12 protein-coding genes, 1 tRNA gene and 1 pseudogene are annotated in these 12875 nt (G+C 67.8%); 5 read left to right on the top strand and 9 right to left on the bottom strand.

Features of this window, described 5'->3' with window-relative positions; translation table 11 throughout:
• Positions 1-8 precede the first annotated feature (8 nt).
• Genes fabD through rpaB form a run of 4 tightly spaced genes read right to left on the bottom strand, consistent with a single transcriptional unit; the run spans position 9 to position 4106 of the window.
• Positions 9-908: an ACP S-malonyltransferase gene (gene fabD / locus KBY77_RS04940; protein ID WP_255102477.1), complete on the bottom strand. Its 900-nt coding sequence runs from the start codon at positions 906-908 to the stop codon at positions 9-11.
• A 43-nt stretch (positions 909-951) separates the two neighbouring features.
• Positions 952-1968, bottom strand: a complete 1017-nt coding sequence (locus KBY77_RS04935; RefSeq protein WP_255102697.1) for a beta-ketoacyl-ACP synthase III — start codon at positions 1966-1968, stop codon at positions 952-954.
• A gap of 52 nt (positions 1969-2020) precedes the next feature.
• Positions 2021-3379, bottom strand: a complete 1359-nt coding sequence (plsX, locus tag KBY77_RS04930; RefSeq protein ID WP_255102476.1) for a phosphate acyltransferase PlsX — start codon at positions 3377-3379, stop codon at positions 2021-2023.
• Positions 3360-4106 carry a response regulator transcription factor RpaB gene (gene rpaB, locus KBY77_RS04925; RefSeq protein WP_255102475.1) on the bottom strand — a complete coding sequence of 249 codons (747 nt, stop codon included), beginning with the start codon at positions 4104-4106 and terminating at the stop codon, positions 3360-3362. Before rpaB ends, plsX begins: the two co-directional genes overlap by 20 nt.
• Before the next feature lie 92 nt (positions 4107-4198).
• Here rpaB and radA point away from each other — a divergent pair, with 92 nt between their 5' ends.
• Positions 4199-5632 carry a DNA repair protein RadA gene (gene radA / locus KBY77_RS04920; protein ID WP_255102474.1) on the top strand — a complete coding sequence of 478 codons (1434 nt, stop codon included), beginning with the start codon at positions 4199-4201 and terminating at the stop codon, positions 5630-5632.
• A gap of 4 nt (positions 5633-5636) precedes the next feature.
• Here radA and KBY77_RS04915 read toward each other — a convergent pair whose 3' ends face one another.
• Positions 5637-6158, bottom strand: a complete 522-nt coding sequence (locus tag KBY77_RS04915) for a photosystem I assembly protein Ycf3 (protein ID WP_255093794.1) — start codon at positions 6156-6158, stop codon at positions 5637-5639.
• A 99-nt stretch (positions 6159-6257) separates the two neighbouring features.
• On the opposite strand from KBY77_RS04915, the gene KBY77_RS04910 reads away from it, so the two are divergent.
• Genes KBY77_RS04910 through KBY77_RS04900 form a run of 3 tightly spaced genes read left to right on the top strand, consistent with a single transcriptional unit; the run spans position 6258 to position 10300 of the window.
• Positions 6258-8645 carry a cation-translocating P-type ATPase gene (locus tag KBY77_RS04910; protein WP_255102473.1) on the top strand — a complete coding sequence of 796 codons (2388 nt, stop codon included), beginning with the start codon at positions 6258-6260 and terminating at the stop codon, positions 8643-8645.
• Entirely contained in the window at positions 8632-9312 is a 681-nt protein-coding gene (tmk, locus tag KBY77_RS04905) for a dTMP kinase (protein WP_255102472.1), read from the top strand. The genes KBY77_RS04910 and tmk overlap by 14 nt, the downstream gene beginning before the upstream one ends.
• Positions 9305-10300: a DNA polymerase III subunit delta' gene (locus KBY77_RS04900; RefSeq protein ID WP_255102471.1), complete on the top strand. Its 996-nt coding sequence runs from the start codon at positions 9305-9307 to the stop codon at positions 10298-10300. Before tmk ends, KBY77_RS04900 begins: the two co-directional genes overlap by 8 nt.
• Positions 10301-10330: 30 nt before the next feature.
• Here KBY77_RS04900 and KBY77_RS04895 read toward each other — a convergent pair whose 3' ends face one another.
• From KBY77_RS04895 to KBY77_RS04880, 4 genes are all read right to left on the bottom strand, one after another.
• Entirely contained in the window at positions 10331-11122 is a 792-nt protein-coding gene (locus KBY77_RS04895) for a response regulator transcription factor (protein WP_255102470.1), read from the bottom strand.
• A 365-nt stretch (positions 11123-11487) separates the two neighbouring features.
• A tRNA-Asn gene (locus KBY77_RS04890) sits at positions 11488-11559 on the bottom strand.
• Positions 11560-11575: 16 nt separating this feature from the next.
• Entirely contained in the window at positions 11576-12310 is a 735-nt protein-coding gene (locus KBY77_RS04885) for an ABC transporter ATP-binding protein (RefSeq protein WP_255102469.1), read from the bottom strand.
• The gene (locus tag KBY77_RS04880; RefSeq protein WP_255093812.1) at positions 12310-12573 is read right to left on the bottom strand and encodes a hypothetical protein; all 264 of its coding nucleotides are present in this window, start codon (positions 12571-12573) and stop codon (positions 12310-12312) included. Before KBY77_RS04880 ends, KBY77_RS04885 begins: the two co-directional genes overlap by 1 nt.
• A gap of 176 nt (positions 12574-12749) precedes the next feature.
• Between KBY77_RS04880 and KBY77_RS04875 the strand changes: the two are divergent.
• Positions 12750-12875 (top strand): annotated as a pseudogene (locus KBY77_RS04875) (photosystem II D2 protein (photosystem q(a) protein)); the annotation flags it as partial.

Genomic DNA, 12875 nt, shown 5'->3' with positions numbered 1-12875 from the left:
TGTGTCGCTCACAGTCCCAGGTCGGCGGCGCTGCTGATCTGGGCGGTGGTCACCCCCGTCAGGCTGCGTTTGATCAGACCACTGAGCACGTTGCCAGGGCCGATCTCCACCACGGTGTCGATGCCCTGGGCCGCCAGCTGATCCATGATTTCGCGCCAACGCACACCGCTCACCATCTGCCGCCGGAGGCGTTGCTTGAGCTCGCTCCCGTCGCGGCAGGGGGTTGGATCGGTGTTGCTCAGCACCGGGATGCTGGCGTCGGCGAAGGGCACCTCCTCCAGCACGGCGGCGAAGGCGGCGGCCGCATCGGCCATGAACGGCGAGTGGAACGCCCCGGAGACCGCCAGGGGAATGGCCCGCTTGCAGGAGAGCTGGGCTGCCACGGCGGCCACGGCCTCCGGCAGCCCGGAGATCACTACCTGGGCCGCACTGTTGTCGTTGGCGATCACCGCGCCCTCGCTGGCTTCCACCAGTGCCTCCAGTTCGCTGCGCTCGAAGCCCATCACCGCGGTCATCGCCCCACCGCCCGCAGCCGCCATCAGCTCGCTGCGGCGGCGCACCAGCTCCAAGCCGGTGCCGAAGTCGAAGACCTCGGCGGCGTAGAGGGCCACCAGTTCGCCCAGGCTGTGGCCGGCCACCAGATCGGCCTGGCGGCCCTGGGCCTTGAGGCCATCCACCAGCAGGCTTTCCAGCACGAACAGGGCGGGTTGGGTGTTTCTGGTGTCGCCCAGATCGGACGGCTCCCCCTGGCCCTCGCTCGCCTCGCCCGCGCAGATCGCCAGCAGGTCGCGGCCCAGCAGGTCGGAGGCGGCGGTGAAGCGCTCGCGAGCACCAGGGAGCTCCAGCACGCCGCTGGCCATGCCGGCTTTCTGTGAGCCCTGACCGGGAAACACCCAGGCAATCCCCATGACGACACGCGCTTGAACCGGCTGGAGATTAAGTCGGTGCCGTTCAACCGGGGTCAGGGGAAGCCTTGCCGACCTCGGCACCACCCCAGCGCAGCAGGGCCGCGCCCCAGCTGAGTCCGGCCCCGAAGCCACTGCTGGCGATCAGATCGCCTGGGCGAACCCGGCCATCCCTGACTGCCTCATCCAGCATCAGCGGGATGGTGGCGGCGGAGGTGTTGCCGTAGCGGGCCAGATTGCTGAGTACCCGCTCATGGGGGATGGCAAAGCGGTCGGCCACCGCATCGAGGATGCGCTGGTTGGCTTGGTGGAGCAGCAGCCAGTCGAGCTGTTCCGCGGTCGTGCCGGTGCTCTTCAGCAGTTCCTGCAACACCGCCGGCACCTCCCGCACCGCGAACTTGTAGACCTCCTGTCCATTCATGTGGATGGTCTCGAAGCCGCCTTTCTGGGTCGAATGGCCCTCCAGCAGGGGAACGTGATCATCCTGCTGGCGCAAGGAGAGGCAGTCGGCCCGGCGGCCATCGGAGTGCATCTTGAAGCCCAGCAGTCCGTTGCTCGACTCCTCGCAGGCTTCCACCGCCACGGCGGCGGCACCGTCACCGAAGAGCACGCAGGTGCTGCGATCGTCCCAGTCGATCCAGCGGCTGAGCTGATCGGCGCCGATCACCAGGGCCCGCCCCACCGTTCCCCCGCGGATGTACTGGCCGGCGGTGATCAGTGCAAACAGAAAGCCGCTGCAGGCGGCAGTGAGATCGAAGGCCGCTGCCCCTCGGGCGCCGAGGGCTCCCTGCACCCGTGGGGCGGTTCCGAACAGATCATCCGGGCTGGAGGTGGCCAGCAGGATCAGGTCCAGATCCTCGGCGTCCCAGCCGGCCTGCTCAAGGGCAGCCTGGGCGGCGGCGGTAGCCAGGCTGGTGAGGGTTTCACCTGGACCGGCGACTCGGCGAGAGGAGATGCCAGTACGGCTGCGGATCCAGGCGTCGTTGGTGTCGACCCGGCGGCTGAGCTGCTCATTGCTGATGCTGACCAGCGGCAGGGCGCTGCCGCTACCCACCAGGGCCATCCCTGCGCCCATCCGGCCGAGCGACACCGTCTCAGTCCTCAGTTGCGCTCAGTCAACCACAGGCGGTGACGGTGTCTTCCTGGGCGCTGAGCCTGTGCAGGTCGTCCATGACCCCGTGGCTGGCGGCCAGGTGGGCGAGTCGCAGGGCACTGACCACCGAGAGGGCCTTGCTGCTGCCATGGCCGATCACGCAGACACCGTTCACGCCCAGCAGCAAGGCCCCCCCGTGTTCGGCATGGTCGAGGCGTTTCTTGATCCGGATCAGATTGCTGCGCAGGAAGGCCGAACCCACCTTGCCGCGGCGACCGCGGGGCAATTCCGCACGCAGCACGTCGAGGAGAACGCTGCCCACCGACTCGAGAAACTTCAGGAGCACGTTGCCGGTGTAGCCATCGCAGACCACCACATCGAAGCTGCCTGAGAGCACATCGCGGCCTTCACAATTGCCCTTGAAGGAAATCCGGGGTTCGGCGGCCAGCAGGGGGAAGGCCTTGAGCGTGAGTTCGTTGCCCTTGCACTCCTCTTCGCCGATGTTGAGCAGACCGACGCTCGGCTTGGGTACCCCGAGTACGTCGCGGCTGTAGATGCTCCCCAGCAGGGCGAACTGGTGCAGGTAGCCCGGTTTGCAGTCCATGTTGGCGCCTACATCAAGCACCAGCACCTGCTGGGAAGGGTCCTTGGTGGGGAAGAGGGCGCCGATGGCCGGCCGATCGATGCCTTTGAGACGTCCGAGCCGGAAGATGGCCGAGGCCATCACGGCCCCGGAGTTGCCTGCCGAGTAGACCGCGGTGGCCTCCCCCCGCTTCACCAGGTCCATGGCCAGGTTGATGCTGGCGTCGCGCTTGCGCCGAACCACCGTGGCCTCGTCGTCCATGCCCACGGATGGGCCGCTGGGCACCAGCTCGATCAGGCCCCGCTGGATAGATTCCCTCAGCAGCTCTCCCAGGCCCAGCTTGGGCACCACCGCCTCCACCGCCGCTGCTTCGGCCACGAAGCGGATGCGCACGGGCAGGATCTGCACCGCCCTGAGACAACCCTCCAGGATCGGTCCCGGAGCGTGGTCGCCCCCCATGCCGTCGACGGCGACCCAGAGGCGCTCGCCACGGCTGATGGCGGCCAGTTCTTCCCCACCACTCTGCTGGAGCCGGCGCAGGGGATCCATCACCAGCGGGTTGAGGACCGAGCCGGCCGTCGAGGCCATACTGCCGGCCACGGACCCTGCGGCAGAGGCCATCGTGCCTGCCACAGAACCCGCGGCCGACGCTGCCGTGCTGGCGGAGGAGGTGGCTGTGCCCACGATCGTGGTGACCGCCGCATTGCGGCGGTACCAGATCACCAGGCGACGGATGGCCCGGCTGGGCTTGGCACGCCTGCCGGAGCGAGGATCGAGATCAGGTTCCTTCGGAGGCAACGGCTTCCACGATGCGCTGAAACAGGTATCCCGTGCCACGAGCCGTGAGGATCAGCTCGGGATTGGCTGGATCATCCTCCAGCTTGGAGCGCAACCGGGAGATGTGGACATCCACCACCCGGGTGTCCACATGGCGCTCGGGTGTATAGCCCCACACTTCCTTGAGGATTTCGCCACGGCTGAAGGGTTCGCCCGAGCGGCTCACCAGCAACTCCAGCAAACTGAATTCCATGCCTGTGAGGCGGATGCGCTCCTCGCCCCGGTAGACCTGCCGCTTGTTGGTGTCGATGCGCAGCTCCCCCACCTGGATGACTCCGGAATTGGGGATCCCCACCACCTGGTCCTTCTCCACCCGTCGCAGCACGCAGCGGATGCGAGCCTCCAGTTCCTTGGGGCTGAAGGGCTTGACGACGTAGTCATCGGCCCCCAGCTCCAGGCCGGTGATGCGGTCAGCCACATCGCCCAGGGCGGTGAGCATCACGATCGGCACATCCGACTCCTTGCGCAGCTCCTGGCAGACCCCATAGCCGTCGAGCCTGGGCATCATCACGTCGAGCACCACCAGATCCGGACTCGACTGACGGAATGCCTCGAGAGCCTCTATCCCGTCGGATGCGGTGACCACGTGGTAACCGATCATCGAAAGGCGTGTGTCCAGAATCCTGCGGATGCTGGCTTCGTCGTCGACGACCAGGATGGTCTCCTTCGCTGAGCTGGAAACCGTCATCGCGTCGCCGGCACGGTTGCAAAATCTCCGACCACTGAACTGGTGCGAGCACCCGCCAGTTCACCCAAAGCCACCATTCTTCACAAACCTCTTTGGGACGTTCCGCCCCTTTCTACGTCTGCCAGAGCTGCGGCGCTCAGTCCCGTCAGTTCTTCGGCCGCTGTCCCGGTTGCGGCAGCTGGAACAGCCTGGTGGAGCAGAGCAACCCCGCCGCTGATGGCCGCCGTCGGCGCACCACACCAGCTCCCCCTGCAGATGGCGCCGCTCCCCGGGCGCGGCGCTCTGAGCCGATCCATACCGTGGGGGAACGCCCGCTGCGGCGGCTCGCCACGGGTTTCCCTGAACTGGATCGGGTCCTCGGGGGTGGCCTGGTGCCCGGGTCGCTCGTGCTGGTGGGCGGGGATCCAGGCATCGGCAAGTCGACGCTGCTGCTGCAGAGCGCACAGTCCCTGGCGGATGTCTGCTCCGTGCTTTACGTGAGTGCAGAGGAATCGGCCCAGCAGGTGAAGCTGCGCTGGCGGCGGCTGGGCCCGGAGCAGGCAGCGGAGGGAGAGGGGGCGAGCGACCAGGCCGGACTGCAGCTCCTGGCCGAAACCGATCTGGAGCTGGTGCTGCAGGAGCTGGAGGCGCTGCGCCCGGCGGTGGCGATCATCGACAGCATCCAGGCGCTCCATGACGCCGAACTGAGCAGCGCCCCGGGCTCGGTTTCCCAGGTCAGAGACTGCGCCGCGGCCCTTCAGCGGCTGGCCAAGCGCCAGGACACGGCCCTGCTCCTGGTGGGCCATGTCACCAAGGAGGGAATGCTGGCAGGGCCGAAGGTGCTTGAGCATCTGGTGGATGCCGTGCTCACCTTCGAGGGCGACCGCTTCGCGAGCCATCGCCTGCTGCGGGCCGTCAAGAACCGCTTCGGTGCCACCCACGAGCTGGGGGTGTTCGAGATGCGTGACCGTGGTCTGGTCGAGGTGACCAACCCCAGCGAGCTGTTCCTGGGGGGAGAAGGCCCCTGCGCCGGCACCGCCACGATCGTGGCCTGCGAAGGCACCCGGCCGCTGCTGGTGGACCTCCAGGCTCTGGTGAGCACCACCAGCTACGCCAGCCCGCGGCGAACCGCCACAGGGATCGGCATCAACCGCCTGCACCAGATCCTGGCGGTGCTGGAGAAGCACCTGGGCCTGCCCCTTTCCCGTTTCGATTGCTATCTGGCCGTGGCCGGGGGGCTCGATGTGGAGGAGCCCGCCGCCGACCTGGGGGTAGCTGCCGCGGTGGTGGCCAGCTACCGCGACCTCACCTTGCCCGCCGGCACGGTGCTGGTGGGAGAGCTTGGCCTGGGGGGACAGATCCGCTCGGTGGGCCAGCTGGAGTTACGGCTGCAGGAAGCGGCCCGCCTGGGGTTCACCAGGGCCGTGGTGCCCCGTGGCAGCGGCCTGGCTCCGGCTGCGGCCGCGCTGGGGCTGGAGCTGCTCGAGGCGGGAGGAGTGGCTGAAGCCCTGGTGACGGCTTTGGGAGTGGATCCCGCCGCCGACTGAGGCCTCAGAAGTAGACATCCACGGCACCGCGGCCGCTGGTCTTGAGCCAGTTCTGGGCCTCGATGTAGTTGTTTGGGGCCATCCGGATCGCCTTGGTCCAGTACTCGGCCGCCTGGGCGAAGCGACGGTCGGCCTCGTCGGTGTCGCCACGCTCCTCAGCGAGGGAACCGAGGTGGTGGTGGATCACCGCCATGTTGTTGAGGGCCTGGGGCATCTTGCTGTTGAGCTCCAGCACCTGCTCGTAGGTCTCGATCGCCCGCTGGTGGTCGCCGTTGCTCGTATACACCAACGCCATGTTGTAGAGGATGAAGGCGCGATCGAGGGGGTCGTCCTCGAGCTTCAATGCCTCGTCGTAATTCTCAAGCGCCTCGGCATATTCCCCATCCCCCTGGGCGCTCATGCCGTCGCGGTAGTAGGCGAAGGCCTCCTTGGCCCGGCGGTTGGTGGGCAGCACCTTGAGGATCAGGTCGGCCATCACCGTGAAACTCTTGTCGATGAAGTTGTCGTTGCGTTGGCTGCGGGGCACGGCGCGACTGGCGTGATCGGTGCTCCCATCCTGACGGGTGCCTGCCAGGCCAGGGAGCCTCCGCCACACTCCCTACCCTTGGGGCCTGAGCCTCGGCCTGTGACCCTGACCTCCCCCCTGCCTGCGCCCAGCCCCCCCGTCGAGCCCTTGCTCCTGGATGTGGATGGCATGAAGTGCGGCGGCTGCGTGCGGGCGGTGGAGAGGCGCCTGCTGGAGCAGCCCGGGGTCAGCCAGGCCAGCGTCAATCTGGTGACCCGCACCGTCTGGATCGGTCTGGATCCTGTCCAGAGCACCCCGGCGGGGGATCAGGCGACAGCTTTGATCGCCAGCCTGCAGGCCCTGGGATTTGAGGCCCACCGGCGCGATCTGATGGGCCCTGATCCCAGCCGCGCCGAGCGCGACCAGCAGCGCCGCTGGCGTCAGGAGTGGCGCCAGCTGATCGTGGCCCTCAGCTTGATGCTGGTGTCGGTGCTCGGTCACCTGGCCCAGGGTGGCCACCTGCCGCCGGCCCTGATGGCCCTGCCGGGGGTGCCCAGGCTGGGTGATCTGGGCTTCCACGCTCTCGTGGCCAGCGTGGCTCTGCTCGGACCCGGGCGGGGAATCCTTGTGCGGGGCGCGCGCAACGCCTGGCAGCTGACCCCGAGCATGGACACCCTGGTGGGGTTGGGCATGGGCAGTGCCTACCTGGCCAGCCTGGTGGCTTACCTGCGACCGGGGTCCGGCTGGCCCTGCTTTTTCAATGAGCCCGTGATGCTGCTGGGCTTCGTGCTGCTGGGCCGCTTCCTGGAGGAGCGCGCCCGTAACCGCACGGGCCAGGCCCTCGAGCAGCTGGTGCGCCTTCAGCCCGACACCGCCCTGCTGCTCCTCGGCGATGGACCGCCGCGAGAGGTGCGCGTCGGCGGTCTTCGCCCTGGCGACCGCGTGCGCCTGCTACCCGGAGATCGCGTCCCTGTCGATGGTGAGGTGGTGGATGGGCACTCCGCAGTGGATGTCTCCAGCCTCACGGGCGAACCCATGCCCCTGGAGGCAGGGCCTGGTACCGAGCTGATGGCCGGCATGCTCAACCTGCAGGCCCCTCTGGAGCTGGAGGTGCGGCGCACGGGCCCCGAGTCGACCCTGGCGCGGATCATTGCCCTGGTGGAGCAGGCCCAGGCCCGCAAGGCGCCGATCCAGAGCCTGGCCGACCGGGTGGCTGGCAGATTCAGCGTGGCCGTGCTGCTGCTGGCCATGGCCACGTTCGTGTTCTGGTGGCAATGGGGCACCAAGCTCTGGCCCCAGGTGCTGATGGGGCCGGGCCACGGGGCCCACGGCGTTCATGGAGTGCTTGGAGGCGCGGCCACAACTCCCTTCTCTTTAGCTCTGCAGCTGGCGATTGCGGTCCTGGTGGTGGCCTGCCCCTGTGCCCTGGGTCTGGCCACCCCCACGGCGATCACGGTGGGATCGGGCCAGGCGGCCCGCTCTGGCCTGCTCTTCCGCGGCGGCGACGCGATCGAGATGGCGGCCCGCCTCGACAGCGTGCTCTTCGATAAGACCGGAACCCTCACCCTCGGCCGCCCGCTGGTGGTGGCCGTCCTGCCGGCCGGCGGCGGAGATCCCGCCGGCGAGGCGGCTGATGCCCTGATCCAGCTCGCCGCCAGCCTCGAGCAGCACACCCGCCACCCCCTGGCCCATGCCCTGCTGCAGGAGGCCCAGTGCCGCGGGCTGAGCCTTGCGGACGTGAGCGACAGCCGCACCGAGGTGGGATCCGGTGTGCAGGGCCGGCTGGGGGGGCATGCCGGCATGGCCCGGGTCGGTCGCCCGGGCTGGCTGAGCGCCCATGGTCTGACCATTCCCGCTGAGCTGGAGCGGCAGCTGATCCAGCTGGAGTCGGAGGGGGCCACTGTGCTGGTGGTGGCCTCACCCGAGGCCGTGCTTGGTCTGGTGGCGGTGCAGGACCAGCCCCGTACCGATGCGGCCCAGGCCCTGGCTGAGCTTGGTGACATGGGCCTCCGGCTTGGGGTGCTCAGTGGAGATCGCCGCGAGCCGGTGTTGCAGCTGGGTGAGCGGCTGGGGTTGCCCAGCGCAGGCCTGGCCTGGGAGCTCGATCCCCAGCAGAAGCTCGAGCACATCCTCAACTGGCGCCAGCAGGGGACTGTGGCGATGGTGGGAGACGGCATCAACGACGCCCCGGCCCTTGCGGCCGCTGACCTGGGCATCGCGGTGGGCACCGGCACCCAGATCGCCCAGGACACAGCTGATCTGGTGATCCTCGGTGACCGGCTGGAGTCGCTGGTGGAGGCCCTGCGCCTGGCGCGCCGCACCCTGGCCAAGGTGAGGCAGAACCTGTTCTGGGCCTTCGGCTACAACCTGATCGTGCTGCCGATCGCCGCGGGGGTCCTGCTGCCTGGCTTCGGCTTGCTGCTCTCGCCTCCGCTGGCTGCCCTGCTGATGGCCGTCAGCTCGATCACCGTGGTTGTCAACGCGCTGCTGCTCCATGGCCCTGCCTGAGCGCCCGCGAGGCCGTTTTCTGGTGCTGGAGGGCATCGATGGCTCGGGCAAATCGAGCCAGCTGGAGCGCCTTTCGAACTGGCTTCCCGTCAGCGGCCTGATGCCTGCCGGCGCCAGCCTGGTCACCACCCGGGAGCCAGGAGGAACCCCTCTCGGTCAGGGGCTGAGGCAGCTGTTGCTCCATCCCCCGGCTGAGGCGGCCCCAGTGGCCAGCGCCGAGCTTCTGCTTTATGCAGCCGATCGCGCCCAGCACGTGCAGAGCCTGATCGAGCCGGCCTTGGCGGCCGGTCACTGGGTGCTTAGCGATCGATTCGCCGGCTCCACGGCCGCCTATCAGGGCCATGGCCGGGGCCTGTCCCTGACCCTGATCGACCAGCTGGAGTCCATCGCCACCGCCGGCCTGGTGCCCGATCTCACCCTCTGGCTCGATCTGCCCTTGACGCTGTCCGCCCAGCGCCGGGGCCATCGCGGCGCTGATCGGATCGAAGCGGCTGGCCTCCCGTTTCTGGAGCGGGTGTCGGCGGGGTTTGCGCGGCTGGCCACGGAGCGGGGCTGGCAGCGGCTGGATGCCTCCGGCTCGCCCCCTGAGGTGGAGTCGGCCCTTCGTGCTGTGCTGCTGGAGCATTTTCCCCCGGTCCTGGCCAGGCCAGCCGATGCCGATGGCTGATCTGTTTGCTGATCTGATCGGTCAGCCCACTGCGGTGGCGCTGATGCGCTCCTCACTGGAGCAGCAGCGCCTGGCGGCGGCCTACCTGCTCAGCGGTCCCGAGGGGGTGGGCCGCAGGCTGGGAGGGCTGCGCTTCCTGGAGGGAGTGCTGGCCGGACCCGCCGGCGCCCCTGCGGTGCGCCGGCGCCTGAGCCAGGGCAACCATCCTGATCTGCTCTGGTTGGAGCCCACTTACTCCCACCAGGGTCGGCTCGTGCCGGTGAGCCAGGCGATGGCGGAGGGGGTGAGCAAACGGGGTCTGCCGCAGATCCGGCTGGAGCAGATCCGCTCCGTCGGGCCGTTCCTGGCGAGGCGGGCAGTGGCCGGCCCACGCCCGGTGGTGGTGATCGAGGCTGTGGAGCTGATGGCGGAGGGGGCGGCCAATGGGCTGCTCAAGACCCTGGAGGAGCCAGGGGCGGGACTGCTGCTGCTGCTGAGCACCGCGCCGGAGCGCCTGCTCAGCACGATCCGCTCCCGCTGCCAGCAGATTCCCTTCCGCCCCCTCGACCCCGTTGCGATGGCCGAGGTGCTGGCGCAGCAAACCGATGCCACCCAAGCTTCTGGCGCCACAGATGCCGCCGATACTTTCGGCGCCCCAGAAGCCACTGACCCTCCCGAGCTGATCGAGCTGGCGGCTGGAGCCCCGGGGGCCCTGCTCGAGCATCGCCGTCAGTGGCGGGGGTTGCCCAGTGGCCTGGCTGAACGCTTGGGGGGGCTGCCAGCCGACCCGCTCGAGGCGATGGCGCTGGCCCGCGACCTGAGTGAAGCGCTTGATCTGGATCAGCAGTTGTGGCTGCTCAACTGGTGGCAGCTCTGCCTCTGGCGCCGGGAACCCCGGCTGCCCCAGCAGCACCGGCTGGAGCGGTTGCGGGGCCAACTACGAGGCTTCGTGCAGCCTCGCCTGGCCTGGGAAGTGGCCTTGCTTGAGCTGAGTGGTGTGATCGTCTGAGCTGCCGCGTCGTTCCCAGCCCAGCTGGGCTCAGGCGCTTTCTAGAGCGTGGGAGGCCTCGGCCAGTTGCTCCTCCCGTTGGCTGCGGATCAGGGCCTCCTGCTGGGCGAGTTTGGTTCCGGTCGGCAGTTCCAGGCAGTAGCCGGCTCCATAGACCGTCTTGATGAAGCGCGGTTTGCGTGGATCGGGCTCGAGCTTGGTGCGCAGGTGGCGCACATGGACCCGAATGGTTTCGATGTCGTCGTCGGGTTCGTAACCCCAGACTTCCTTGAGGATCAGCGACGGCGCCACGGTCTGGCCATGGCGTTGCAGCAGGCAGTGGAGCAACTCGAATTCCAGGTGGGTCAGGCGCACGGGGTCGTCGAACCAGATCGCCTCAAACCGCTCCGGAACCAGGGTGAGGGGTCCGTAGCTGAGGATTTCGCTGTGCTTGGTTGAGAGCGGAGCTCGGTCGCTGCGGCGCAGCAGGGCTTTGACGCGCACCATCAGCTCCTCGAGATCGAAGGGTTTGGTGAGGTAGTCGTCGGCACCGGAGTTGAACCCGCTCACCTTGTCCTTGGTGCCGCCCAGGGCTGTGATCATCAGGATTGGGATGGCGGCAGTGCGCTCATCCCGGCGTAGCCGCTGGCAGAGGGTGAGACCGTCGACCTTCGGCAGCATCAGATCGAGCAGGATCAGATCAGGGTTGGCCTGCAGCGCCAGGGCCTGACCCTTGATCCCATCGTCGGCGGTCTCAACCACGAAGCCGCCGTGCTCAAGATGGCCGGCCACCAGCTCGCGCATGTCCTCGTCGTCCTCAATCAGCAAGATGCGGGCTTTCATGGCAAGTGCTGAGGGACACGAGTCGGCAGGACGAAGACGGCCGGCACCAACGACGTGAAACCCATTTTCTCCTGATCCGAGGTTTCCCTGAGCTCCGCCGGACCGTGCCAGCGGCTGATTCCGGGGCTGCAAGCCTGCTCTGACAAGGTTTCTGACTGGGACAGGCCCAGAACAACTTGAATTGAATCTACAGATTTTCTTCCGGTCAAATTGTTGCCAGCCCGTTCTGGCTGTGACATCGGTTAGTCGCTGGTGGTTAGGCGTCGGTGGGCAGGCCGGAATCGGGCGTTGTGCTCGGACCGTTCAGGTTGGAGATTTCATGCCATAAGCCACCACCAATTCAGGCTGGCTCTGTTGGTTAAAAACTCCCCGGGCAGGATTCGAACCTGCGACCAATCGGTTAACAGCCGACCGCTCTACCACTGAGCTACCGAGGAACGGGCTCTGGTGAACCTACCCGTCGGCCCTGCCGCCCGGCAAGGGGGGAAGTCGGCTCTCGATGCGCCGCCGCAGGGCTTGGCCCTTCTGCCAAGGCCCGATCCGGCCCCGCTCCATCTCGGCGGCACCGTCACAATGGTCGAGCTCTTCCAGCCGATGGGTGATCCAAAGTGCCGTCAGCGGCCGCTCACGCCGGTGGCAGAGCTGCTCGATCAGTTGCAATACGTCTAGCTGGCTTTCGGGGTCGAGCAGGGCGGTGGGTTCATCTAGCAGCAGCAGGCCCGCGTCTCCTGCCAGGGCGCCGGCGATCGCCAGCCGCTGTTTCTGACCGCCGCTGAGGGTGTGAATCGGCCGCCCTTCGAACCCCCCCAGCCCCACCTGGGCGAGGGCCGCGGCCACCCGTGCCTGCCGCACCGCTGCCGGCAGTCCCTGCTCAAGGCCGAGCTGCAGATCTGTGCCGCAACTGGGAAGCAGCAGCTGGTGATCAGGGTTCTGGAACACCAGGGCGGGCTTGAGCGTCAGCGCCACTCGGCCGCCACTGGGCTCAAGCAGGCCGGCAATCAGGCGCAACAGGGTGCTCTTGCCGCTGCCGTTGCCGCCCACCAGCATCCAGAGGCCGGGTCCTGGCAGGCGCAGGTCGCAGTGATCAAGGGCGGCACTGCCGTTGGGCCAGCCAAAACAAAGCCCCCCCACCTCCAGGGCGGGAGATCGGGGCGATGCGGCTTCGCTGGAGGGTTTGCCCCAGGTCATCAACCGTCGACGCTGAAGCCCGGCCGCTTGCTGCCGCCGCCGACCGCCGACTTTTCATACAGCTGAACTGCCAGCAGCTCGCCACTGAGCAGGCTGACGCGCTTCTCCTCGGATTTCTCGCAGTGAAGTTCGAGCACGCGGGGATGGCCGCTTTCCATGGCCGCCCGGATCTCGCTGTGGAGCGCCTGGGCGTCGCTCAGTTCCTTGCGCTGCACCGAGATGGGCATGGGGCTGAGCTTGAGAGCGAGCTCGACGACGTACACGTTCTGTGCTTGAAGACCAAGGGCCACTCTGGCGAATGGCCTGCCTCGCCGCCGCCGGTCTTGGCCAGGGTCCGCTGGGTGTATGTACTCATTTACGGGTGTGCTCAATCGGACGGGGTCCCGGAGCGCGCCGGTTTTCCGTAAAGTGATTCTGTAAAGGTTCATGAAGTACCCGCATGACGATCGCTCTAGGGCGCGCACCTGCCGCACGGGGATGGTTCGACGTCCTCGATGACTGGCTCAAGCGTGACCGCTTTGTTTTCGTGGGGTGGTCCGGTCTGCTGCTCTTTCCCACCGCCTAT

The organism is Synechococcus sp. Cruz-7E5 (genome assembly GCF_024345995.1).
Classification (GTDB): domain Bacteria; phylum Cyanobacteriota; class Cyanobacteriia; order PCC-6307; family Cyanobiaceae; genus Regnicoccus_A.
The sequence above is the reverse complement of the archived record's forward strand: the minus strand, read 5'-3'. Positions and strand labels throughout refer to the sequence as shown.

Bases quoted from the DNA above. Each gene is read 5' to 3' on its own strand.
- KBY77_RS04900 (WP_255102471.1), top strand. From the start codon at position 9,305: ATGGCTGATCTGTTTGCTGATCTGATCGGTCAGCCCACTGCGGTGGCG.
- rpaB (WP_255102475.1), bottom strand. From the start codon at position 4,106: ATGACGGTTTCCAGCTCAGCGAAGGAGACCATCCTGGTCGTCGACGAC.
- KBY77_RS04895 (WP_255102470.1), bottom strand. From the start codon at position 11,122: ATGAAAGCCCGCATCTTGCTGATTGAGGACGACGAGGACATGCGCGAG.
- tmk (WP_255102472.1), top strand. From the start codon at position 8,632: ATGGCCCTGCCTGAGCGCCCGCGAGGCCGTTTTCTGGTGCTGGAGGGC.
- KBY77_RS04885 (WP_255102469.1), bottom strand. From the start codon at position 12,310: ATGACCTGGGGCAAACCCTCCAGCGAAGCCGCATCGCCCCGATCTCCC.
- KBY77_RS04935 (WP_255102697.1), bottom strand. From the start codon at position 1,968: ATGGCCCTGGTGGGTAGCGGCAGCGCCCTGCCGCTGGTCAGCATCAGC.
- fabD (WP_255102477.1), bottom strand. From the start codon at position 908: ATGGGGATTGCCTGGGTGTTTCCCGGTCAGGGCTCACAGAAAGCCGGC.